Genomic DNA, 22388 nt, shown 5'->3' on the forward strand with positions numbered 1-22388 from the left:
AAGTATATTCCTTTTTTGGTAAAATTTCAATACTGAGATGCATAAAACTTCATTTTTAATTATATTTTAATAATTAGCAATAGTATTTTTCAACAAGATTTGAATTTAATCAATTATTTTTTTAATTAAATCTAACTGAAAACCTTTTCGATATAAACTGGCAATTAGTTTGGTTTTTTCTTCATAGGTCATGTCTTTCACTGATTTTGACTTTTTAGCAACAGCTCTTAGTATTGCGGACTCCTCATTATCATATTCTTCACTGAAAGCCTGGTCAATATTCCCTTTATCAATTCCCTTTTGAACCAGTTCCGCATAAATCTGTCGTTTACTTTTTATATCTTTTTTTGAACGTATGTAGCTGGACGCATACCTCTCATCATCTATATAATGATAGCTGTTTATATAGGTAAGCACATCGGAAATAATAGGATCTGTATAATCGGCCTGCTTTAATTTTAGGATAAGTTCTGCTTCTGTGCGGTCCATAAACTTTAAAACTGCCAGTGCTTTTTGCTTTGCCCTACGCAATACCGTATTGTTATAGATATCCCGATAAACCATCTCTGAAATTTCTGCATCTTCTTTTATCTGGTGAATTTTAAGATCCTTTTCATAAAGACAGAATTTAAATTCTTGATCAATATATACTTTAACCTTTCCTTTATCTAGTTTCTCAATTTTTGTAATTATCATAACTGCCTTCTCCTTAAATATTGGCTATCATATTATAGTTCAGTTTTTTCTTCGAATACTCATCTGTTATATCCTTATCATAAAATAAAACTTAGCAGAATACCCGCTAAGTTTTATAATAAGTTAATTACTTATCATTTATTGTTTTCTTCCGTACTCTTGGAAAAATCAACAAGATCATCCGTAATATTAAATTTCTCACGAACTTTTGTTTCAACTTCTGCAAAGATTTCCGGATTATCTTTTAAGTAAGTCTTGGCATTCTCACGGCCTTGTCCAATTTTAGCATCATTATACGCATACCAGGCTCCGCTTTTAATTATAATATTCTCATTGGCTGCCAGATCCAGTACATCGCCTTCTCTGGAAATACCCTGCCCGAACATAATGTCAAATTCCGCTTCTTTAAAGGGAGGTGCAATCTTATTCTTAACGACTTTGATTCTGGTCCTGTTACCTATTATGTCTCCGCCTTGCTTTAATGATTCAATCCTTCGTACATCCAGACGTATGGAAGAATAAAACTTAAGGGCCCGGCCTCCTGTTGTTGTCTCAGGATTACCAAACATGACACCTACTTTTTCACGTAACTGGTTGATAAATATAACAATGCAGTTAGACTTGCTGATTACTGCAGTTAACTTTCTTAAGGCCTGTGACATTAACCTTGCCTGCAAACCTACATGGGAATCGCCCATATCTCCATCAATTTCTGCCTTGGGAACCAAAGCAGCTACCGAGTCAACAATAATAATGTCTACAGCTCCCGAACGAACCATGGTTTCGGTGATTTCTAATGCCTGCTCACCGTTATCAGGCTGGGATATATATAAATTGTCAATATCAACACCGATATTCTTGGCATATACCGGATCAAGCGCATGTTCTGCGTCAATAAAACCAGCTATACCTCCACGTTTTTGAACTTCTGCAACCATATGTAATGCTACTGTTGTTTTACCACTGGATTCCGGTCCGTAGATTTCAATTATTCTTCCCTTTGGAACACCTCCAAGACCCAAAGCAATATCCAGACTGATGGAACCGGTAGGAACTGTCTCAATATTCATATGAGCGGCCGTATCACCTAATTTCATTATGGAACCTTTACCGTATTGCTTCTCTATCTGCGCTAATGCGGATTCTAATGCTCTTGTTTTATCTTCCCTTGACATATTCAATCTCCTTTTCATTCACGAACTTATGTTCTTATTATTATAATAACTTATTACATACTTTTTGTCAATAATGAATTGTCATCTTGTTCACATATTGATTTGCTATCTTATTTAAACATATTCGAATTGACTTTGTTAAGCCGTTTATTAAAACCATATCAAATTACATCTGGAGAGATTTCGGTGTTCTCTCATTTTCTGTTTATCCCACATTGCTTTTTCATTAACTTATAACACTCTGTATGACAATTTTATATATTATGACTTTTAGATCAACCTACTCCCTATTCCGGCAAATTTCCATACTTTAAAATTTCCCATACTTTAGATTATCTATACTTTTCAACTTTCGATATAATAGTCAGAATAGCAAAAAACAATAATAAAATAAAATGGATTTCTAAAAGGAGGATATCGACTTAACAGAAGTTGTTGATGGGTATTATCAGAATATAAAGACAATATCATTATAACAGAAGATACAATAACTGTAAATCTTTACTTTTACTTTCCTTTTATTTTCTTTTCATGTCTTTATTATAATGCAGAAGTTCAGACAAGTATAACGGACCAGTAATTAAAAACGATGCTCTAGTTTTGTCGGTAAACACAACAGCACTATATATCAGGTCTATCAAAACATTTTACTTTCATATTGAAGGGTTTTAGAAACTTAAACTATATGTTATGACAGACCTGATTTACTTAATAATGACCAATTACTGGCTTATGCTTGGTTTTGTGTTTCCTGTCAGGCTCATAAGTCTGCCAGTAAATATGTTTTTCATCATATCTTGTTCTTCCTTCTTTTATTTCATTAGGGTAGCCAAAATATACCATATTAAGCGGTATGACCTCCTCAGGCATATTTAATATTCTTCTAACCGTACTCATCCGGCTTGCAACGGGATAAATGCCGATCCACAAAGATCCCAATCCAATACTGGTAGCCGCAATCAGCATATTTTCCGTAGCTGCACTGCAGTCCTCAATCCACAAGTCTTTTTCCTGCCCCTTTAAAGCCAGTTTCATATTGCCGCAGACAACTATGGAACATGGTGCTTCATATCTGGCAAATACCAGCTTTTCACGCAACTGTTTCAATATAGCCTTCTCTGTTACCACTACAAATTCCCAGGGCTGCGCATTAACAGCCGTAGGTGCAGAGGTTCCTGCCTTCAATAGCTGTATGATTCGTTCATTTTCCAATTCTATATCTTTGAAACTTCTAATACTTCTCCTTTTAAATATTGCTTCTAATGCATCCATAACTCCAGTACTCCTTATGTTTGATCTTGCTTTACTGATTCCTGATCGATTCATGAAACTATCTTATTATTTATTAATCCATTCTTTCTTAAGATATTCGTCATAACCAATGATTCTCTCATCGATTCTTCTGGCATAGCTGTAGGTATAATTATCAAAATATTTTCCCCAGAACCTCAGGGCAGTTGGGTTTAACGTCTCACAATCCACACCAAGATATTCCATCCCTTCTTCTTCCGATATGCCGCAGATATATTCCAAAAGCTGCTGTGCGATTTCTTGGTTCCGGTATTCTTTTTCCACATATGCACCACAAATATTATACATATTTCTGCATTCTGAAATGAAGGTCTCACCGCTGCCTGTAAAGGCCATATAGCCTATGATTTTACCCTTTTCTAATGCTGCAATAACCCGGATTCCGTCCTCTAAAAACCAATGCTCGGTTCTGCTTAAGTCCATGGGAAAAAATATAGGTGCTGCGGATAAATGCCTGATAAGCTCCCGGTACAGCCCTGTTATTTCCCGTTTTCCTTCTTTGATAAGTTCCTTAAACGTAATAGTTCCATTTATATCACTAATTTTGTTACGCGGGTTCAGTTTCATAACAGCATCACTGCAGCGGATTCCAAAGCCATTCATTATGAAAGAATTTCCCACCTCTTCGTCGTGAGCATATCTGGTTAAAGCCAAACTGCTCACACCGTCCGCAATGATATCAGCAGCAACAGCTTCTAATAATTTTGAGGCAAGCTTATTTCGATTCCCACCTGCAAACGCACTGCCCCCTAAGGGTGAATACACACCTTTCGCATTGCCAAAGAATCCATCCCAAGGTCCGCTAAATACCAAATATCCAATTACTTTCCCATTTTCCACCGCTACTTTCCCATATTTGCTGCTAAATAGCTCTTTTAATATTTCTCTCAGCTCAGTTTTAAAATTTGTTTGCATCAGCTGCGGGCACTTTGTGCATTCCATGCTGTATTCCCTTAGTGCCAGAGTAAGTGCTTCTGTAACATAATCCTGCTCTGCATTTCTAAATTCCATATTATTCCTCCTATTTTTTTGCACAAAAAAACTTGCCCATTGGCAAGTCCTGTTTCAACAGTATTTACAAAGGGGTTATTCATGAGTACCAAAAACCTACATGTTTTCGTGTACCCACTTATTAAATTATTGAAAGATCACCATATTCATTTCTGCCATAATTTAATCAACTCCTTTATTAAAAGATTTAGTAATATTCTACCAGAAACAACCGGGATATACAAGTTAAAAATAAAATGTTTTCCGTTATTATTTCTAAATAAGTTACCTTTCTATATAGGTTACCTTTCTATATAGGTACCTTTCATCCGCGTTAAAAAATACCATCGCCTGTCTCTTAGTTCAAGAAAACAAACGATGGTATAATCTCAAATTAATTTAAACTTCGATTACTTATTATGATTATTATAACTATTTATATTTGCGTTTCTATCGATAAAGAGGGATTTTCAGTTATAGATCATTACTTTTTTATCGGTAAGTATTCTTAGGCTGAACAATCTTAGGATTATACCCTTTATCCTTTAAAGCTTTCACAATCGTATCCTTATGTTCATGTCCAAAGGCTTCCATGGTGATGGTTAATTCAACTGCGCTATTTCTGTTAATGCTTACAAACTGGTTGTGATCCAGACGGATGACATTGCCTTGATTTGCTGCAATTACATTGGCAACATTGACTAATTCCCCTGGTCTGTCAGGAAGGAGTACGGATACGGTAAATATACGTCCTCTTTGAATCAGTCCGTGCTGAACAATGGAGGATACCGTGATAACATCCATATTGCCGCCGCTTAAAATGGATACAACCTTTTTATTTTTGCAGTCTAAGTGCTTTAAGGCTGCAACTGTTAATAACCCAGAGTTCTCTACTACCATTTTATGATTTTCGATCATATCTAAAAAGCTCACGATAAGTTCATGGTCATCAATTACAAGGACATCATCAATGTTTTTTTGTATATAGGGAAAGATAGTGGAACCCGGAGTTTTAACAGCAGTACCGTCTGCTATGGTTTCTACGCTATGTAAGGTCGTAACATGACCTGCCTTTAGAGATTCCTGCATACAGTTTGCACCCATGGGTTCAACACCGATTACTTTGATATTGGGGTTTAATAATTTTGCTAAAGTGGAAACTCCCGCTGCTAATCCGCCTCCGCCGATTGGTACAAGAATCATATCAACGGTGGGAAGTTCCTGAAAGATTTCCATGGCAATAGTACCCTGTCCGGTAGATACTACTTCATCATCAAAAGGATGGATAAAAGTGTAACCTTTTTCTTCGGCCAGTTTAAGGGCATACTGACAGGCATCATCATAAACATCTCCCTTAAGTATTACCTCAGCACCATAGCCTTTCGTTCTGTTAACTTTAATTAAGGGGGTAGTTGTCGGCATTACAATGACAGCTTTGGCGTTATACATCTTGGCGGCATAGGCAACTCCCTGAGCATGATTACCCGCAGAGGCAGTAATTAAGCCTTTATTTCGTTCTTCTTCCGACAGCGTGCTGATTTTATAATAAGCTCCGCGTACCTTATAGGCTCCTGTAAACTGCATATTTTCCGGTTTCAGATATACTTTGTTACCGGTAGAATCTGAAAAATAATCACTATAAATCAGCTTCGTTCTTAATGTTACCTTTTTGACCAGTTCTGCAGCTTCTTCAAATTTCTCCAATGTCATCATAATCTTTCGTCTCCTTTTAGTTGAACAGCGCGTTTACAAAATCTTCAGCGTTGAATTTCTGTAAGTCATCAATATGTTCCCCAATTCCAATATATTTTACCGGAATGCCTAGTTCGGATTGTATTGCGATAGCGATGCCGCCTTTTGCTGTACCATCTAATTTCGTTAAAATAATACCGGTGATCTCCGCTACTTCACTAAATTGCTTGGCCTGAGCAAGTGCATTCTGACCGGTGGTACCATCTAGCACTACTAAGGTTTCACGGTAAGCCTCTGGGTATTCCCTTGTAATGACCCGGTCAATTTTCTTTAATTCTTCCATTAAGTTCTTCTTATTATGAAGCCTTCCGGCAGTATCACAGATTAAAACATCCGTGTTACGGGCTTTGGCCGCAACCACTGCATCATAAATTACTGCTGCAGGATCAGAACCCTCCTGTTGAGCTATAATCTCTACACCGGCACGGTTCGCCCATTCGGTTAACTGTTCGATTGCCGCGGCACGGAAGGTATCGGCAGCCGCAACCAAGGTTTTTTTACCCTTATCTTTTAGCTGACCTGCCAGTTTTCCTACGGAAGTTGTTTTGCCAACTCCATTTACACCAATTAAGAGCACGATTGATTTACGGTTTTCAAATTCATAGGCAGTCTCACTTACTTTCATTTGATCCATAATGCTTTGAATTAATAAATCCTTGCATTCTTTGGGTTCTTTGATCTTCTGCTCTTTTACTTTTCTTTTTAAATCTTCGATTATAGCTCCTGTCGTATTAATACCCAAATCAGCCATAATTAAAATTTCTTCCAGTTCTTCGTAAAATTCATCGTCTATATTAGAGAATCCGTTAAATATTGATTCAATTCCTGCAACGATATTATTTCTTGTTTTGGATAAGCCTGCAACTAATTTACTAAAAAAACCTTTCTTTGTTTCTCCCATTGTGTCCCTCCTGTTACTATTTATCTAAATCATTTTCTATTAAATTAACCGATACCAGCGTCGATACACCTTTTTCCTGCATCGTAATTCCATAAAGAATGTCCGCCGCAGCCATAGTACCTCTTCTATGAGTAATAATTATGAACTGGGTATCTTTTGTTAATTTATGTAGATATTTTGCATAGCGTTTAACATTGGAATCGTCTAAGGCAGCTTCTATTTCATCCAGAAGACAAAAAGGTGAAGGTTTTAAATTCTGTATTGCAAATAATAGTGCAATTGCTGTCAGTGCCTTTTCACCGCCGGAGAGCTGCATCATATTCTGCAGTTTTTTGCCTGGAGGCTGTGAGGTAATAATGATACCGGCTTCCAAAATATCTTCCTCTTCCGTAAGTTCTAAAGTAGCTTTACCACCGCCGAATAATTCTTTGAAGACAGCATCAAACTGCTGGCGGATTGAATGAAACTTCTCTTCAAACTGCTTACGCATCTCTTCATCCAGTTCCTTAATAATACCCATTAAAGTCTCTTCTGCTTTAAGTAAATCATCTCTTTGACTTTTTAGGAATATATACCGCTCGGATAAGTTTTTAAAATCTTCTATGGCGTTGACATTCACATCACCTAAATTCTTCATCCTGCTTTTAATATCAGCAATGTTTTTCTTTGCCTGAGGCATATTATCAATGGATTCTGTTTTTAGTTCCAACGCAGAGTGTGGAGTAAGTTCATATTCTTCCCAGATATAATTAATTTTTTCATCATACTGCTCCGTTAATTTTTCCAATTGATTTGTTAAACGGAAGCATTCCTTATCGAGTTCGCTTATTTCGCGGCTTAAGTCTTCTCTTCTCTGGAAGAAACTTTTATGTTCTTTTGTAATTTCTTCTTTTAGTAAGTTTAATTCATTGATTTTATTCTCAAATAACGCCGTCTGTTTGGAATAATGCTCAATTTTCGTTTCTGTATCCTTAATCTGCTGCAGTTTTTCACTGACCTGTTTTGCCGCATCCTGCTTACCGGCACTCAGGTTCGTTTCTTCTTCAAAGAGTTTTTCCAGTTCACGTTTAATACGTTGTATATGTTCCAGGGTATTTTGACTTTTCTGCTCTAATGCGGAGAAATCAATACGGATAGAAGCCCCTTTTTCGATCAGTTTATTCTCTTGTACTTTTTCTGAATCCAGCAAGTGGTTGATTTCTTCAATCTTTGCTTCATTTTCTTTACTTTTGGACTCATTCTGATGAAGGGAATTATTAAGTTTTTCAATATTTATATTTAATTCTATACTTTGTTTTTCAATTTCTTTTATTTCATTTGTAAATTCTTCGTAAATTGCCCTACCGTCTGATTTCTTCTTAGACTCCTGTGCAAGGCTCATCTTTACCGTATTCTGCTTTAAATAAACTTCCTGTAAAATGACTTTATTATTATCAAGCTGCCCTCTTGCAGTATTTTTATCATTCTTTTTACTTTCTTTTTCTATATTCAGTTCTTCGATACCAGTTTCTAAATTACGTACCAGATTCTCCAGTTCTTCTATTTCACGTCTGCGGCTTAATAAGTTGCTGGTATTCCTATATGCACCACCTGATAAGGAACCACCGGGATTTAATAATTCACCATCCAGGGTTACGATACGAAGGGAGTAATTGTATTTCTTTGATAGTTTAAGTGCATGATCAATATGATCTACCACTATGCTTCTGCCAAGAAGGTTTCTCATCAGACCGTCAAATCTGCTTTCTGTATCCACTAAGGTATTGGCAAGACCTAATACCCCTTCTTCTGATAAATACCTGTCCTGACCGCTTACTTCCTTTCCGGTAACACTGGTTAACGGCAAAAAGGTTGCTCGGCCAAATTTATTCTTTTTTAAATACTCGATTAAATTCTTAGCAGTTTCTTCATGATCGGTAACGATATTCTGGATATTGCCCCCGAGGGCAGTTTCGATAGCAGTTTCGTATTTCGGTTCTACCTTTATAATATCAGCTACAACACCAATTATACCTGCCTGGCTATCTTTTTTCTCCATTACTTTTTTAATACTGTTACCATAACCTTCATAGCGCTCGGTTAGGTTTTTTAAGGATTCCAGTCTTGATCGCTCCTGATGGTATTCCTGCTGTTTACCGGTCATCTGTCTGGTTAAGTGATCTATCTCCTCCTGTAAATCCTTTAATGAAGCTTCTATCATTATATTCTCTTTATTAACCACACCGATTTGATTCTCGAGTTGATGAAGTATATCTTCCTGCTCTTTTATCGTAATATCAATAATAGCTTCTTCGCTTTTATTGCGTAAGAGCTTCTGGTTTAATTCCACTTTTTTGATATTATTTTGTTCCAATATGGTTTCATACCGCTGCAGATTCGTTTTGATTGTTGAATTTTCACTAAGAAATTCAAAGATTTCACCATTACAGGCTTCAATTTGTTTGGTGAAATTGGATATATTCATGCGGATTTTCTCAAGTTCCTCTGTAACGGCCGTTTGTTCATCATCCATTAAGTCAAGTCTGGCATCAATATCGCGCTTTTCTGAAATATAGCCTTCCTGTTCTTCTTTTCTGACTTTGATATCCTCTGCGATTGCCTGGATTCTTGACTGGTAGTGTTTGTCATTCTGCTTCACTGAAAGGATCTGTTCATTTAATACCTTGATTTCACCTTCATGTTTTTCTTTTGCCAGTTTACATTCACTTAAAGAATTTTTATGCTGCTCCAGTTCCTCATTGCTGCTTTCTATCTGCAATTCTAATCTATCATATTCTTCCTTGGTATTTTCATAACTTTTATTTGCATGTAACAGGGAGTCCTGGGCAATTTTAAGTTTTTCTTCTATCTGTTTCTTTGCTTCTTCCATTTTTTCATTTTCTAAAAGAAACATATTCACTTCCAGAATTCTTAATTCATCCCGCAGCTTAAGATATTCTTTGGCTACGATGGATTGCTGTTCTAAGGGACCAATCTGTTTTTCAATTTCTGTAAGAATATCATTAATACGGTAGAGGTTCTGCTTTTCTTCCTCCAGATTCTTCTCCGCCGTCAGTTTTCTCTTTTTAAACTTAACGATTCCGGCTGCCTCGTCAAAGAGTTCTCTTCGGTCCTCCGGCTTACCGCTTAAGATTTTATCAATCTGACCCTGACCGATTATGGAGTATCCCTCCTTACCGATACCGGTGTCTAAGAATAATTCCTGTACATCCCTCAGTCTGCAGCCATTGCCGTTAATTAAGTATTCACTTTCGCCGGACCGGTATACCCGTCTTGCAACAGTTACTTCATCAAATTCAATCGGCAGCTTATGATCGGAATTGTTAAGTGTGATTGCAACGAACGCATACCCCATTGCTTTTCTGGTTTCTGTACCAGAGAATATAATATCCTCCATTTTGGCGCCTCTTAGCTGCTTTGCACTTTGTTCGCCAAGTACCCAGCGGACTGCATCAGCCACATTGCTCTTACCGCTGCCGTTAGGTCCAACTATTCCTGTAATACCATCGTGAAACTCAAATGTTATTTTATTGGCAAAAGATTTAAAGCCATGAACTTCAATGCTTTTTAAATACATTATTTTTCCCCCGACAGTATGGATTTTTTCTTATTCATTTTAAGAATGGACTGATATGCGGCTTCCTGTTCTGCGGCTTTTTTTGTCCGCCCCACACCAATGCCAAGCTGTGTATCATTTACAAGAGCAACTACCGTAAACTGTTTGTTATGATCCGGTCCTTCTTCTTTAATTAACTCGTAGGACAGTTGTTCTTTGTATTCACTTTGGATAATTTCCTGTAAGATAGTCTTGCTATCGAAAAAGAGTTTTTTATTCTCCACATCTGCTAAGATAAAGTTACGGATGAACTCTTTTGCATTAGTAAAACCACCGTCTAAATATATAGCACCAATGATTGCTTCCATCGCATCAGACAGAATAGATAATCTCTCACTGCCTCCTGTTGCCGATTCCCCTTTACCAAGCAGGATATACCTACCGACATTAATATCCCTGGCACAGGCCGCTAATGTCTGTTCACAAACAAGCCTGGCTCTTAATTTCGTTAAATCCCCTTCCGGCATCTTGGAATTCTTAGTGAACAGGTACTCACTGGTTACCAGCTCTAAAACCGCATCTCCTAAAAATTCAAGCCTTTCATTGTTATCAAGCTTATTCATTCGTTTTTCATTGGCATAGGAGCTATGGGTTAAAGCATGTTTTAAAATTTTTCTGTCCCGGAATTTGTAATTTAGTGTTTCTTCAAAAGCCTTTAATTTCTCTAATCCAGCTTCATCCGTTCGATTCATAAGCTTCCTCCCTTCGGATATGAAAAACCCTTTCAAAAAGGCAAAGCTCTTGAGATTCAAGAGCAAGGCCCTATTGAAAGGGCTTAATAAGTAAGTTTACTTATTGGTTAAGTGCATTTTTGATTTGATCTACCGCGTCTCCGACAGTAACAATATTCTCAGCTTCTTCATTGGCAATTTCAATATCAAATTCTTCTTCAATTCCCATGATGATTTGGAAGAGATCTAAGGAATCAGCACCTAAGTCATCTACGAATGTAGTTTCCATTGTGATTTCATCCTCTTCTACGTTTAATACTTCACTAATAATTTTTTGTAATTTTTCAAATTCCATTATGATCACCTTTCTTTACCTTTATTCTTCTTGAATATTCATTCTTATTTTTTCGTTTATTTGCTGTTCTGTGAATGTAATACACTGAATGATAGAATTCTTAACTTCAGAACTCTTGGAATTCCCATGGGTCTTAACTACCAGTCCATTCAAACCTAATAGCGGGGCACCGCCGTACTGCGAGGCATCAAAGGTTTTTAATGTTTCTTTTAATGCAGGCTTACATAACAACGCACCAAGTTTGCTTTTGGTGGTACTCACTAATCCCTCTTTGATTTTGGAGATTAACGCACCGCCCAGACCTTCATAGAGCTTTAAGATAACATTGCCTACAAAAGCCTCACAGACAATAACATCTGCTGCTCCATTTGGTATCTCTCTGGCTTCAATGCTGCCAATAAAATTAATATCATTGCAATTTTTAAGGAGCGGGAAAGTCTCCTTAACCAGCATATTACCTTTTTCCTCTTCGGTCCCAATATTCACAATCGCTACTCTTGGATTCTTAATACCTATTACATGTTCCATGTAAATGGATCCCATCTTAGCAAACTGAACTAAATGAGCCGGTCTTGCATCAACGTTAGCCCCACAGTCTATTAACAAGGATACTCCATTCATTGTGGGGAGCAATGGAGCTAACGGTGGCCTTTCAACCCCTTTAATCCTTCCTACGATAAACTGCCCTCCAACTAAAACTGCACCTGTACTTCCGGCAGAAACAAAAGCATCCGCTTCACCGTTTTTAACAAGATTCAAGGCTACTACAATTGATGAATCCTTCTTACGACGGATAGCCATAACTGGTGCCTCATCATTGGTTATGACATCATCGGCATTCACGACAACTAAGTGGTCCTTATCATAGGTATATTTCTTTAATTCATCGTTAATAACCGCTTCTTTGCCTACCAGCAGAACTTTGATATCCTGTCTTTCGTTTACTGCTTCCACAGCACCTTTTACAATCTCACCTGGAGCATGATCTCCACCCATTGCATCAACTGCAACTCTTACACTTTTGTCCATAGCCTGCCCCCATCTGCGCTATAATTACATTATACTGATTCATTTAAGACCCTATAATATATGATTTTTGTAAGTAATTTTTCCAACTTAAACCAATCTATAAGACTCCCTGTCAGTATCTATACACAATATACTAGATATTATTATAAAAATCAACCACAAATTATGAAAAAAAGTGATATTCCAAAGTCAGTATTAACTGTTACAGCATCCAGGTTTATAAAGGCGGTAACCTGAATAAACCCAAAACTTTGCAACAGCTGCACGACCTACGGAATAACACTTATTATAATACTGTTCAAAACATAAATTTTTAATCTAGTTACGAATTTGAAAGTTTTATATTTTTTTATAGAAAAAAGACTTATAAGTAGCAAACTGCAGATTCTGAGGCTGAATAATTTGCTCTGTACTGCCTACAAATAGTATAGCTTCTCTTTTTAAAGATGAATTGAATTTTTTGTATATCTCATCTTTTGCTTCTTCAGTAAAATAGATTAATACATTTCTGCATACGATCAAATCACATTGATTTGGATACGTATCTTTTAACAAGTCATGCTGTTTAAATTCCACACATGCTTTGACATTGTCTAAAATCTGGTAGGTACTGCTATTAATTTCTCTGAAATACTTGGTTATGAACTCCTGAGGAAGCCCCTTTAAACTCTTGACATTATACAGACCCAGCCTTGCTTTTTCAAGGATTTGTTTGTCAATATCGGTAGCAATCACCTTAATCCGGGAAAGTGGCATATACTTAGATAAAAGCATTACCAGCGAGTAAGGTTCATCCCCTGTGGAACATGCCGCACTCCATATTTTTAGTCCATTGCCGAACTTGGTGAACAGATATGGCAATACCTCTTTCTCCAAGAGATTCCACTGTTCGGGGTTACGATAAAATTCAGATACATTAATTGTCAGGTAGTTCACGAATTCTTCCAGCATTACCGGGTTTTTTTTAATAGTATCAACATAGGTATTGTAGGAAGTAATTTTATGCTTTGCAATCAATGCATCAATTCTTCGTTTCATTTGGCGCTCTTTATATGAATTTAAATCAATTTTGGTAATATGATAAATCTGTTCCTTAAAAACCTCATAATTATCTGCCAAATTGAAAAACTCCTTTTTCTTCCGTAATCATAAAAATGTCTGAAATGATTATTCTTCTGTAGTTTCCGCTGGTTCAGCAGTTTCAGTTGTATCTTCCATAGCTTTAATACTTAAGCTGATTTTCTTTTCATCATGATTAAAGTCAACTACTTTAGCAGTAACTTCCTGACCAACTTTTAACACATCGGAAGGTTTTTCAACATGTTCTCTGGAAATCTGGGAAACATGAAGTAACGCATCTACACCTGGTTCTAGTTCAATAAATGCACCAAAATCAGTCATACGGGCAACTTTACCGGTAACTACATTACCTACGGCATAGTTCTCTGCTGCCTTGATCCAGGGATTTTCATTCTCAAACTTTAAGCTGAGAGCAATTTTTTCTCCGGAAATATCTTTAATCAGGACTTTAACAGTATCCCCTACTTTAAAGACTTTTTTCGGGTTTTCTACTCTGCCCCAGGACATCTCAGAGATATGAAGAAGTCCGTCTGCACCACCAAGGTCAATAAAGGCACCGAAATCAGTTACATTCTTAACAACACCTTCAACGGTCATGCCAGCACTGATTCTTTCAAATAATTCTTTCTGCATTGCCTGCTTTTTAGCAACGATTAACTGCTTACGGTCACCGATGATTCTTCTCTTCTTCGGATTGAATTCGGAAATTACGAATTCGATCTCCACTCCTGCATATTTTGCAAGATTTTTCTCATAACCGTCGGATACTAAGCTTGCGGGTATAAAAATTCTTGTTTCATCAATTATAACACTTAAGCCGCCCTCTAAAACGGTAGCAACTTTTGCAGTTAATACTTCTTTGTTATTAAATGCTTCTTCTAATCTCTTGCTTCCTTTTTCTGCAGCTAATCTCTTATAAGTTAAGAGAACTTGTCCTTCGCCATCATTAACTTTTAATACTTTAGCCTGCATTACATCGCCTTCTTTAACGAGTGTAGTTAAATCAGCATTGGGTGTATTAGTATATTCACTTCTGGTGATGATACCGTCTGCTTTGTAGCCTATATTTAAGACAATTTCGTCTTCTTTTACACGTATTACAGTGCCCTCTACTACCTCTCCGTTTTGTATTGTTTTTAATGATTCCTCCAATAATTGTTCAAAACTCATTTCTGACATGCGGTATGAACCTCCTTGATAATATTGTTTGGGGTGGATGCCCCTGCTGTAATACCTACGCTACGAAAAGATTTGAGTTCCTCCAAATCCAGGTCTCTAAGTGTCTGTATATAGTAAGTATTTTCACATTCTAATTTAGATATTTCGTATAGCTTTCTGGTATTCGAACTATGTTGTCCGCCGATAATAATCATAGCGTCAGAATCCTTAGCAAGCTGCCTTGCTTCCGTTTGACGCTCTTCGGTAGCATTACATATCGTATTTAAAACAATTATATCATAACCCTTTTTTGATATAATTTCAACTAAATCTTGAAAATTCTTGTAATTAAATGTCGTTTGAGATACAATACATATCTTTTGATTAACAGATAAATCCAAGTTTTTCGCCTGTTCGGTGTTTTCAATAATTGTATAATTATTCATACACCAGCCTTCTATGCCTTCTACTTCCGGGTGTTTATCATTGCCGATTATTATGATGTGACGGCCTGTTTCACTTTGTTCCTTTACAATCTTGTGAATCTTAATTACATAAGGACAGGTTGCGTCAATTAATTTCAAGCCCTGGGTTTCGATGACATCATAGATTTCCTTAGATACTCCATGAGAACGTATAATTATTGTACCCTCTGTAATGGTTTTTAATTCTTCAATTGTATGAATCAATCCAACACCTTTGTCCGTTAAATCCGCAACAACTTCGTCATTGTGGATGATGGGACCAAAGGTATAAACCTTTCCGCCTTTTTTTATTTCATCATAAACCATGTCAACTGCACGCTTTACGCCAAAACAAAATCCGGCAGTTTTTGCAAGTTCTACTTTCATACTAACCCCCATGCATATCGCAAGTTAACTTGCGATACTGCCCAATTAAGAAGTGTGAAATGTTTATTTCACACTAAATCCTCACTGCACTTTTCTTGGAACAGTGAAATTATTGTATCAATAACTTCGTCTATTGTCAAATCCGAAGTATCTAACAATACAGCATCCTCTGCCTGGCAAAGCGGAGATATCTTCCGGTTCATGTCCTGTTGATCCCTTTTTATGATATCTGTCTCAATCTCATTTAAGTCGCTTGGTATTCCTTTTTCCTCAAGTTCCTTCCATCTTCTTAATGCTCTTTCTCCGGAACTGGCTGTAAGATAAATCTTTAAATCTGCATTCGGCAACACTACCGAACCTATATCCCTGCCATCCATAATGACATTGGAAGAAGCTGCCAAACTCTTCTGAAGTTCCACCATCTTAGCCCGGACAGCTTTGTATTTTGCTACTGCTGAAGCCAGCTTGCCGGCTTCCTCTGTCCGTATGGTGCCGGTAACATTATCGCCATTTAAGATTACCTGCTGTTCACCTTTTATGTATTCAATTGTTATCTTCACATCTTTACAAGCTTTTGATACACTCTCCTCATCTTCAACGGAGATGCCGTTATTAAGCATATATATACCCATAGCGCGGTACATAGCACCGGTATCAACATAGATATATTCGAGTTTTTTGGCAACTATTTTTGCTATTGTACTTTTACCGGCACCGGCAGGGCCGTCAATAGCAATATTATAATTTTTCATGTATGACCTCCTGGTTACGGCGGATATCAATGCAGGCTAAACAATCAGCAAATATTAATCATACGCTTAAATATATATCAAGCAATATAAGCCGTATCTAGATACCATCCGCCTTATAACTTTATAAATCTTTTGTAATTCTATATCCATGACAGTAAGTTTACATCCTGTTCACACGACACTAAAAATATGATAATGTCAACAAAAACATGCTTTGCGATTCAAGCTGTGTTACTCTTCTTTAAAAGACCTTCGATTCGCTCCTCGCACTAAAAATTCTCCCGTATAATATCTGTAAACGAAAAATTAAGTTTCTTCTATATTATATCATGAACAAATAATGCCTCCTGGCACTGAACTGGTTTATCTCTTTATTCATTTATACGGCATTACCCGCAGCGTAAGCAGTTGACCAAGCGATTTGGAGATTAAAGCCTCCGGTTAATGCATCTACATCCAGAACCTCACCTGCAAAAAAAACGTTAGATACTAATTTGGACTCCATGGTGGACGGATTTATCTCTTTTACCTGAATACCACCTTTTGTAATGACTGCTTCATTATAATCCCTTAATCTGGTTATGTGGAATTTAAATCCTTTTAGCAAATCAACCAGACGGCTTCTTTCTTCTCTGGTAATTAAATTTACTTTTTTTTCCGGGTCAATATTGCTTAATGCTATTATAACTTGAATTAGCTTACGTGGCAATAGTTGATCTAACGCATTCTTATATTGTTTATTGCTAAATTCATCAAAATCCCTTAAAATTCTGGCATCAAGCTGTTCCTTAGACAGGGCTGGCTTTAGGTCTATTAAAAGGATAAGGTCTTTATTATCCATGTAAGGGATACAGTAACTGCTGGCACTTAAAATTACCGGTCCGCTGACGCCAAAGTGGGTAAATAGCAATTCTCCGAAATCCGAATAGATTTCTTTGTTTTTGGAAGTTATCCCAATATGGATATTTTTCAGTGATAAACCCTGTAACTCTTTTACCAGGTTAAGTTCCTCCACATTCATTGGTACTAATGAGGGGAATAGTTTTGTAACCGAATGCCCCATACTTTTGGCAAACCGGAATCCATCTCCGTTAGAGCCAGTGGACGGATAGGATAGTCCCCCTGTGGCAATGATTACTTTGACACCGGTTATAATTTCATTATTCCCATTAAGTTTAATACCATAAAAACTATTATCTTTTATCAGTATCTCTGTAACTTCACTTTCATACCTGATATCGACATTTTGACGCTTTAATTCTTTTAAAAGCACTCCAAGGACATCCGAAGATTTATCAGATTCCGGAAATACACGGTTTCCTCTTTCAATTTTTGTTTTTAATCCGATTTCTTCAAAAAAATCCATAGTATCAAAATTATTATAGGAATAAAAAGAACCGTACATGAATTTGGGATTCGTCACAACATTCCGAAACAGCTCGTCCATATCACAGGCATTCGTAAGGTTGCATCTGCCTTTTCCGGTGATATATAATTTTTTGCCCAGTTTTTCGTTTTTCTCTAATAATACAACCTGATTGCCTTTTCTTGCAGCTGTAATGGCAGCCATCATTCCTGCCGCACCACCGCCTATAACAATTATTTTGTTTAATTCCTGATTCACAGCTTCTCCTCCAAAGGCATATATAATACAAGGAAAGAATTCCAATTTCTTGTTATCAAAAAATCAGGAATTCTTTCGTTCTTTGTTTAAGTAATATCAATTTTACAATAATTATTCGATATAAAAATTTTATATTTTATGTCCATAAGAAATTTAACCGCTTATGAAAATATATTCCGTACTATATCATAGGAATGCTATCATACTCTTTACTATTTTGTCTTACTGTTGTCTAAATATATTTCGTTCAGACCAAAGGAATAATGATCTGACTTGTATGCCTGCCCATCTATTCTAAAAATCACTTTCGGATACTCTTTTAAATTATCCACTAAGCTTTGGGCAATTGCATCTAATATAGATTTTTCCAAATTGCTGTCAGTATGAACCACAGGCTGCTGATTCGATGTGAAACTGACAATAACAGTGTCTTTTTGAAGGCTTACTTTATCTACATCAATCATTATAAGACGATCCGCCAGGGAATCTATAACCAGGTCAAGGATTAATTCAGGAGTTATTTTACTGTCCTGTGGAACTAAGGCCACGACAGACTCCACACTCTGGGTATCTTCGTTTATGGAGTAAATTGGTACTTCCTTGGTTGCCGCCCGTTCAATGGTTTCTCCCCCGGAATCTTTTGTATCGGCAGAAGATAAATTATTCTTAGTTAAGACTTTTGAATCCTGGGTACTATCTTTAGATTGTACTCCTTGATCTAGCGTCTGTTCCAAAGACCCAGACTGAATACCATCAATATTTGTATTATTTAAAATTTGCTTGTCTGATTTTAAACTACAGCCGTTTACTGCTGTTAACAGTGAAAAAGCTGTAATGAAACAAAGTCGTTTCAAATTTTTATTCTTCATAACAATCACTCCTGACTTTTATTACCAATTCCATTAGCATCTATAAAATAGTTTGATTTTGTTAAATTACTAATTTCGACAAAACATGATACAACTTTTATACATTAATAATATGCCTTAACTATGTCATTTTTATGTTAAAACATGGTTAATTTATAGTTCCTTTATTTTTGTTATAAATTTGTATCAACAGACCTATGAATTAGTAATCAGTCGTGATTTTTTTTTAGCAGAAAAATCTGCAGCAAATTTTTAAACTCCATATTCTTTTATAAGGGAATTTCTTAAAAGATCCAGCGCACAGATAACGGTGTAATCTCTTACTTTTTGACGGTTACCCTTAAATCTGTATTCCTTTATTGTCACTCTTTCCTTTAAGGCACAGGCAATATATACAAGTCCTACTGGTTTTTCTTTGGTTCCACCATCTGGACCGGCTATACCCGTTACTGCTAAGGATGCCTTGCTTCCCGATGCCTTTACCGCTCCCAAAGCCATTTCTTCTGCGGTCTCTTTGCTTACGGCACCAAAAGCTTTTAGAGTTTCCTCTTTTACACCTAAGTACTTCTGTTTTGCTTCATTGGAGTAGGTAATAAAACCTTCTCCTAATACAGCAGAGGCACCTGGTACATTCACAATTCTGCCAGCTATTAATCCTCCGGTACATGATTCTGCTGTCGTTAGCATAATATGATGTTTTGCCAGTAGAGCCACTACCACATCTTCTAAACTTTCCTGTTCCTTCGTAGTATAGATCGCAGTGGAAAAGCGTTTCTTTAATTCGTCTACCATAGGCTTAACAAGCCTGTTACCCAACTCATAATTATCTGCAGCAGCCGTTACCCTAATGTGAACTTCCCCAGTCTTAGCATATGTGGCTATGGTAGGATTTGTCTGTTCCTCTATTAAATCCTGTATCATAGATTCTGCCTTACTTTCACCAATACCGCAGATTTTAACCATTTCAGAATAAAGAATCCCAGGCTGCAGGGAGCTTAAGAAGGGTTTGATCTTCTGTTCAAACATAGGAATTAATTCATTTGGAGGACCCGGCAGCAAAATGACTACTTTATTGATATAGGGATTGATATCTTTATTGTCCCCTTTCTCTTCCTCTATCCTAATAATCAATCCCGGTGCTGTACCATTATTATTATCAATGACCATGGCTCCTTCAATGGTTAAGGCCTGTTTCCAGTTATTTTCGGTTATATCTTTTATGTTTCGTCCCTGAAAGAAAGAATAAATTCTTTCTTTTGTATGGGGATCTTCAACCAGGTTTCTCCGAAGAACTTTTGCAGTGACTTCTTTCGTTAAGTCATCTTTAGTGGGTCCAAGACCTCCGGTCAGGATAACGATATCAGACCTTGATAAGGCTAAGGACAGGGTCTTAATCAGCCGTTCCTCATTATCCCCTACAGAAACCTGAAAATAATTTATGATACCTAGCTCTGCACATTTTACCGATAAATAATTTGCATTGGTATTAACAATATTGCCGAGTAAGATTTCCGTTCCAACACTAATGATTTCAGCTATCATGATACGCCTCCCTTATTTGTTGTTTTCCGATAACACCTTTCTATTTTTGTACAGATAATCAATCAAGGATATAATCGTCAGCACCAAAGATAAATAGACAAATATCTGTTCCAGTACATTAAAAACAAGATTATCAAAATTTACAATTAAAAGTATGGACATAATCATCTGGGCACTGGTCTTAAATTTGGCAATATTACTGGCTGCAATTACTACCCCATTATCCGACGCTACCAGCCGGAATCCACTGATAATAAATTCTCTGGATATAATGACAATAATAATCCAGGCCGGAACCAGTTTTAGTTCTACAAAGCAAATCAACGCCGCACTGACTAATAGTTTGTCAGCCAGTGGATCCATGAACTTTCCAAAGTTGGTAATCAAATGGTACTTTCTTGCCAGATGTCCATCCAGGGCATCGGTAAGGCAGGCAATAATAAAGACAGCGGCAGCAATATAATTGCCGTAAGGAATGCCTGGTATCAGGTAGATACATAAGAAAACCGGAATCATAAAAACTCTTGCAATCGTAATTTTATTAGGTAAATTCATAAAGGCACAACCTTTCTCCCCTCTGGGATTTTATATTAATTCTCCAATCAAATCGTATTCTTTGGCATCAGTGACCATAACTTCTACGAATTCTCCGGACATCAATTCTCCTCTGGCCTGTACAAAAATAAATCCATCTACGTTAGGAGCATCCATATAAGTCCTTCCGATATAAATATTGCCCATTGACAGAAGCTGTTCCGGTTCCAGTATTGACTGTTCCTCTAAACTGTCCTCAGGTAATTTTCCTTCTATCATGACCTTTAGCTTTCGACCCACCGTATCCATTGCATGATCAAAGGCAATTTCCTGCTGTAATTCCATAATTTCAGCCTGTCTGCGCTTCTTGATGTGTTTATGAATCTGATTCTTCATCTTTGCAGCCGGAGTATCATCTTCCTTGGAATAGGTAAATACCCCAAGACGGTCAAATTTCATCTCTTTTAAAAATTCTTTCAGTTCTTCATGTTCCTCTTCTGTCTCTCCTGGAAATCCGGAAATTAACGTTGTCCTAAGAGCTATCTCTGGAATATTCTCCTTAAGTTTTCTTATTATATTAGTTAATTCCTCTTTATTCGTTCTTCTTCCCATTCTCTTAAGAATAGAATCACTGGCATGTTGTATCGGCATATCCAGATACTTGCAGATTTTATCTTCGGACTTTATAACCTGTATTAATTCATCTGTAATTTCCTCCGGATAGGAATATAAGATACGGATCCATTCCAATCCATCAATTTTACATAACTCTTTTAATAATTCCGGTAATTTCTTCTCTCCGTAAATATCTTTTCCATAAAGGGTAGTTTCCTGTGCCACTAAAATTAATTCCTTAATTCCACTGCTTACAAGATCTTTGGCTTCCTTAATCAGACTCTCCATAGGTATGCTTCTATAGTTGCCCCTGATCTTTGGAATAATACAGTAAGTACAGTGTTTATCACATCCTTCGGCTATTTTTAAATAAGAAAAATAGCCTCCTGTCGTATTAATTCTTGATGTGTTTACTGCTTTTATATCCTCCGGTTCTTTTACAGAGACTGTTTTTCTTCCCTCAAGAGCATCTTCAATAACAGTTACGATTTCATTGTAACTGGAGGTTCCAAGGATAGCATCTACTTCGCTGATTTCCTTTTGGATCTCCTCCTTATACCTCTGACCAAGGCAGCCGGTTACTATTAATACCTTAAGTGTTCCGGTTCTTTTGTATTCTGCCATTTCCAATATCGTGTTGATGCTTTCTTCCTTTGCATCATTTATAAAGCAACAGGTATTGACTACGATGATGTCTGCTTCTTTTTCTTCATTCGTAATCTGATACCCTTTGTCACGTATTAATCCCAGCATAATTTCACTGTCCACTAAATTTTTATCACAACCTAGTGAAACAAATAATATATTCATGTGTACCTCCAAATAATAAGTTAGTAGTATTGTTAGAATATTTATTTAAATTCAGTT

At 36.7% G+C, this 22388-nt stretch carries 19 protein-coding genes; all 19 read right to left on the reverse strand.

Annotation, left to right across the window (positions count from 1 at the left end; genetic code table 11):
- Positions 1 to 105: 105 nt before the first annotated feature.
- The 19 genes from QA584_RS14510 to rimO all read right to left on the reverse strand — a co-directional run bounded on the left by QA584_RS14510 (position 106) and on the right by rimO (position 22331).
- The gene (locus QA584_RS14510) at positions 106 to 696 is read right to left on the reverse strand and encodes a regulatory protein RecX (RefSeq protein ID WP_278269753.1); all 591 of its coding nucleotides are present in this window, start codon (positions 694 to 696) and stop codon (positions 106 to 108) included.
- 134 nt (positions 697 to 830) lie between these two features.
- Positions 831 to 1871 carry a recombinase RecA gene (recA, locus tag QA584_RS14515; protein ID WP_278269754.1) on the reverse strand — a complete coding sequence of 347 codons (1041 nt, stop codon included), beginning with the start codon at positions 1869 to 1871 and terminating at the stop codon, positions 831 to 833.
- A gap of 708 nt (positions 1872 to 2579) precedes the next feature.
- Positions 2580 to 3143 carry a nitroreductase family protein gene (locus QA584_RS14520; protein ID WP_278269755.1) on the reverse strand — a complete coding sequence of 188 codons (564 nt, stop codon included), beginning with the start codon at positions 3141 to 3143 and terminating at the stop codon, positions 2580 to 2582.
- A gap of 66 nt (positions 3144 to 3209) precedes the next feature.
- On the reverse strand, positions 3210 to 4193 hold the full coding sequence (locus QA584_RS14525) for a GNAT family N-acetyltransferase (protein WP_278269756.1): 984 nt from the start codon (positions 4191 to 4193) through the stop codon (positions 3210 to 3212).
- A 471-nt stretch (positions 4194 to 4664) separates the two neighbouring features.
- Positions 4665 to 5885, reverse strand: a complete 1221-nt coding sequence (gene ilvA, locus QA584_RS14530) for a threonine ammonia-lyase (protein WP_278269758.1) — start codon at positions 5883 to 5885, stop codon at positions 4665 to 4667.
- A 16-nt stretch (positions 5886 to 5901) separates the two neighbouring features.
- Positions 5902 to 6825 carry a signal recognition particle-docking protein FtsY gene (ftsY, locus tag QA584_RS14535; RefSeq protein WP_278269759.1) on the reverse strand — a complete coding sequence of 308 codons (924 nt, stop codon included), beginning with the start codon at positions 6823 to 6825 and terminating at the stop codon, positions 5902 to 5904.
- 16 nt (positions 6826 to 6841) lie between these two features.
- Positions 6842 to 10402, reverse strand: a complete 3561-nt coding sequence (gene smc / locus QA584_RS14540; protein WP_278269760.1) for a chromosome segregation protein SMC — start codon at positions 10400 to 10402, stop codon at positions 6842 to 6844.
- Positions 10402 to 11133 (reverse strand): ribonuclease III, encoded by a 732-nt coding sequence (rnc, locus tag QA584_RS14545; protein WP_278269762.1) that lies wholly within the window; start codon positions 11131 to 11133, stop codon positions 10402 to 10404. Before rnc ends, smc begins: the two co-directional genes overlap by 1 nt.
- 100 nt (positions 11134 to 11233) lie before the next feature.
- Positions 11234 to 11467, reverse strand: coding sequence for an acyl carrier protein (acpP, locus tag QA584_RS14550; RefSeq protein ID WP_278269763.1), 234 nt, complete (start codon positions 11465 to 11467; stop codon positions 11234 to 11236).
- A gap of 21 nt (positions 11468 to 11488) precedes the next feature.
- The gene (plsX, locus tag QA584_RS14555) at positions 11489 to 12496 is read right to left on the reverse strand and encodes a phosphate acyltransferase PlsX (RefSeq protein ID WP_278269764.1); all 1008 of its coding nucleotides are present in this window, start codon (positions 12494 to 12496) and stop codon (positions 11489 to 11491) included.
- Between the two features lie 339 nt (positions 12497 to 12835).
- Positions 12836 to 13615 carry a CheR family methyltransferase gene (locus QA584_RS14560; protein ID WP_278269766.1) on the reverse strand — a complete coding sequence of 260 codons (780 nt, stop codon included), beginning with the start codon at positions 13613 to 13615 and terminating at the stop codon, positions 12836 to 12838.
- Between the two features lie 48 nt (positions 13616 to 13663).
- Complete coding sequence (rpsA, locus tag QA584_RS14565; protein WP_278269767.1) at positions 13664 to 14755, reverse strand: 30S ribosomal protein S1; 1092 nt, start codon at positions 14753 to 14755, stop codon at positions 13664 to 13666.
- Positions 14743 to 15585: a 4-hydroxy-3-methylbut-2-enyl diphosphate reductase gene (gene ispH, locus QA584_RS14570; protein ID WP_278269768.1), complete on the reverse strand. Its 843-nt coding sequence runs from the start codon at positions 15583 to 15585 to the stop codon at positions 14743 to 14745. Before ispH ends, rpsA begins: the two co-directional genes overlap by 13 nt.
- 68 nt (positions 15586 to 15653) lie before the next feature.
- Positions 15654 to 16337, reverse strand: coding sequence for a (d)CMP kinase (cmk, locus tag QA584_RS14575; protein WP_278269769.1), 684 nt, complete (start codon positions 16335 to 16337; stop codon positions 15654 to 15656).
- Between the two features lie 379 nt (positions 16338 to 16716).
- Positions 16717 to 17910, reverse strand: coding sequence for an NAD(P)/FAD-dependent oxidoreductase (locus tag QA584_RS14580; RefSeq protein ID WP_278275178.1), 1194 nt, complete (start codon positions 17908 to 17910; stop codon positions 16717 to 16719).
- 263 nt (positions 17911 to 18173) lie between these two features.
- Positions 18174 to 18830, reverse strand: coding sequence for a GerMN domain-containing protein (locus QA584_RS14585; RefSeq protein WP_278269770.1), 657 nt, complete (start codon positions 18828 to 18830; stop codon positions 18174 to 18176).
- A 252-nt stretch (positions 18831 to 19082) separates the two neighbouring features.
- Positions 19083 to 20372, reverse strand: a complete 1290-nt coding sequence (locus QA584_RS14590) for a competence/damage-inducible protein A (protein ID WP_278269772.1) — start codon at positions 20370 to 20372, stop codon at positions 19083 to 19085.
- A gap of 12 nt (positions 20373 to 20384) precedes the next feature.
- On the reverse strand, positions 20385 to 20927 hold the full coding sequence (pgsA, locus tag QA584_RS14595) for a CDP-diacylglycerol--glycerol-3-phosphate 3-phosphatidyltransferase (protein WP_278269773.1): 543 nt from the start codon (positions 20925 to 20927) through the stop codon (positions 20385 to 20387).
- 30 nt (positions 20928 to 20957) lie between these two features.
- Positions 20958 to 22331: a 30S ribosomal protein S12 methylthiotransferase RimO gene (gene rimO / locus QA584_RS14600; RefSeq protein WP_278269774.1), complete on the reverse strand. Its 1374-nt coding sequence runs from the start codon at positions 22329 to 22331 to the stop codon at positions 20958 to 20960.
- Positions 22332 to 22388 lie beyond the last annotated feature (57 nt).

Source organism: Anaerocolumna sp. AGMB13025 (genome assembly GCF_029689925.1).
Taxonomy (GTDB): domain Bacteria; phylum Bacillota; class Clostridia; order Lachnospirales; family Lachnospiraceae; genus Anaerocolumna.

Excerpts from the sequence above, each read along its gene's own strand:
- ftsY (WP_278269759.1), bottom strand. The coding sequence starts at position 6,825 with ATGGGAGAAACAAAGAAAGGTTTTTTTAGTAAATTAGTTGCAGGCTTA.
- ilvA (WP_278269758.1), bottom strand. The coding sequence starts at position 5,885 with ATGATGACATTGGAGAAATTTGAAGAAGCTGCAGAACTGGTCAAAAAG.
- rnc (WP_278269762.1), bottom strand. The coding sequence starts at position 11,133 with ATGAATCGAACGGATGAAGCTGGATTAGAGAAATTAAAGGCTTTTGAA.
- QA584_RS14590 (WP_278269772.1), bottom strand. The coding sequence starts at position 20,372 with ATGATAGCTGAAATCATTAGTGTTGGAACGGAAATCTTACTCGGCAAT.
- QA584_RS14525 (WP_278269756.1), bottom strand. The coding sequence starts at position 4,193 with ATGGAATTTAGAAATGCAGAGCAGGATTATGTTACAGAAGCACTTACT.
- smc (WP_278269760.1), bottom strand. The coding sequence starts at position 10,402 with ATGTATTTAAAAAGCATTGAAGTTCATGGCTTTAAATCTTTTGCCAAT.
- QA584_RS14585 (WP_278269770.1), bottom strand. The coding sequence starts at position 18,830 with ATGAAGAATAAAAATTTGAAACGACTTTGTTTCATTACAGCTTTTTCA.
- QA584_RS14510 (WP_278269753.1), bottom strand. The coding sequence starts at position 696 with ATGATAATTACAAAAATTGAGAAACTAGATAAAGGAAAGGTTAAAGTA.
- ispH (WP_278269768.1), bottom strand. The coding sequence starts at position 15,585 with ATGAAAGTAGAACTTGCAAAAACTGCCGGATTTTGTTTTGGCGTAAAG.
- plsX (WP_278269764.1), bottom strand. The coding sequence starts at position 12,496 with ATGGACAAAAGTGTAAGAGTTGCAGTTGATGCAATGGGTGGAGATCAT.
- cmk (WP_278269769.1), bottom strand. The coding sequence starts at position 16,337 with ATGAAAAATTATAATATTGCTATTGACGGCCCTGCCGGTGCCGGTAAA.
- acpP (WP_278269763.1), bottom strand. The coding sequence starts at position 11,467 with ATGGAATTTGAAAAATTACAAAAAATTATTAGTGAAGTATTAAACGTA.
- QA584_RS14520 (WP_278269755.1), bottom strand. The coding sequence starts at position 3,143 with ATGGATGCATTAGAAGCAATATTTAAAAGGAGAAGTATTAGAAGTTTC.
- QA584_RS14580 (WP_278275178.1), bottom strand. The coding sequence starts at position 17,910 with ATGATGGCTGCCATTACAGCTGCAAGAAAAGGCAATCAGGTTGTATTA.
- recA (WP_278269754.1), bottom strand. The coding sequence starts at position 1,871 with ATGTCAAGGGAAGATAAAACAAGAGCATTAGAATCCGCATTAGCGCAG.
- rimO (WP_278269774.1), bottom strand. The coding sequence starts at position 22,331 with ATGAATATATTATTTGTTTCACTAGGTTGTGATAAAAATTTAGTGGAC.
- pgsA (WP_278269773.1), bottom strand. The coding sequence starts at position 20,927 with ATGAATTTACCTAATAAAATTACGATTGCAAGAGTTTTTATGATTCCG.
- rpsA (WP_278269767.1), bottom strand. The coding sequence starts at position 14,755 with ATGTCAGAAATGAGTTTTGAACAATTATTGGAGGAATCATTAAAAACA.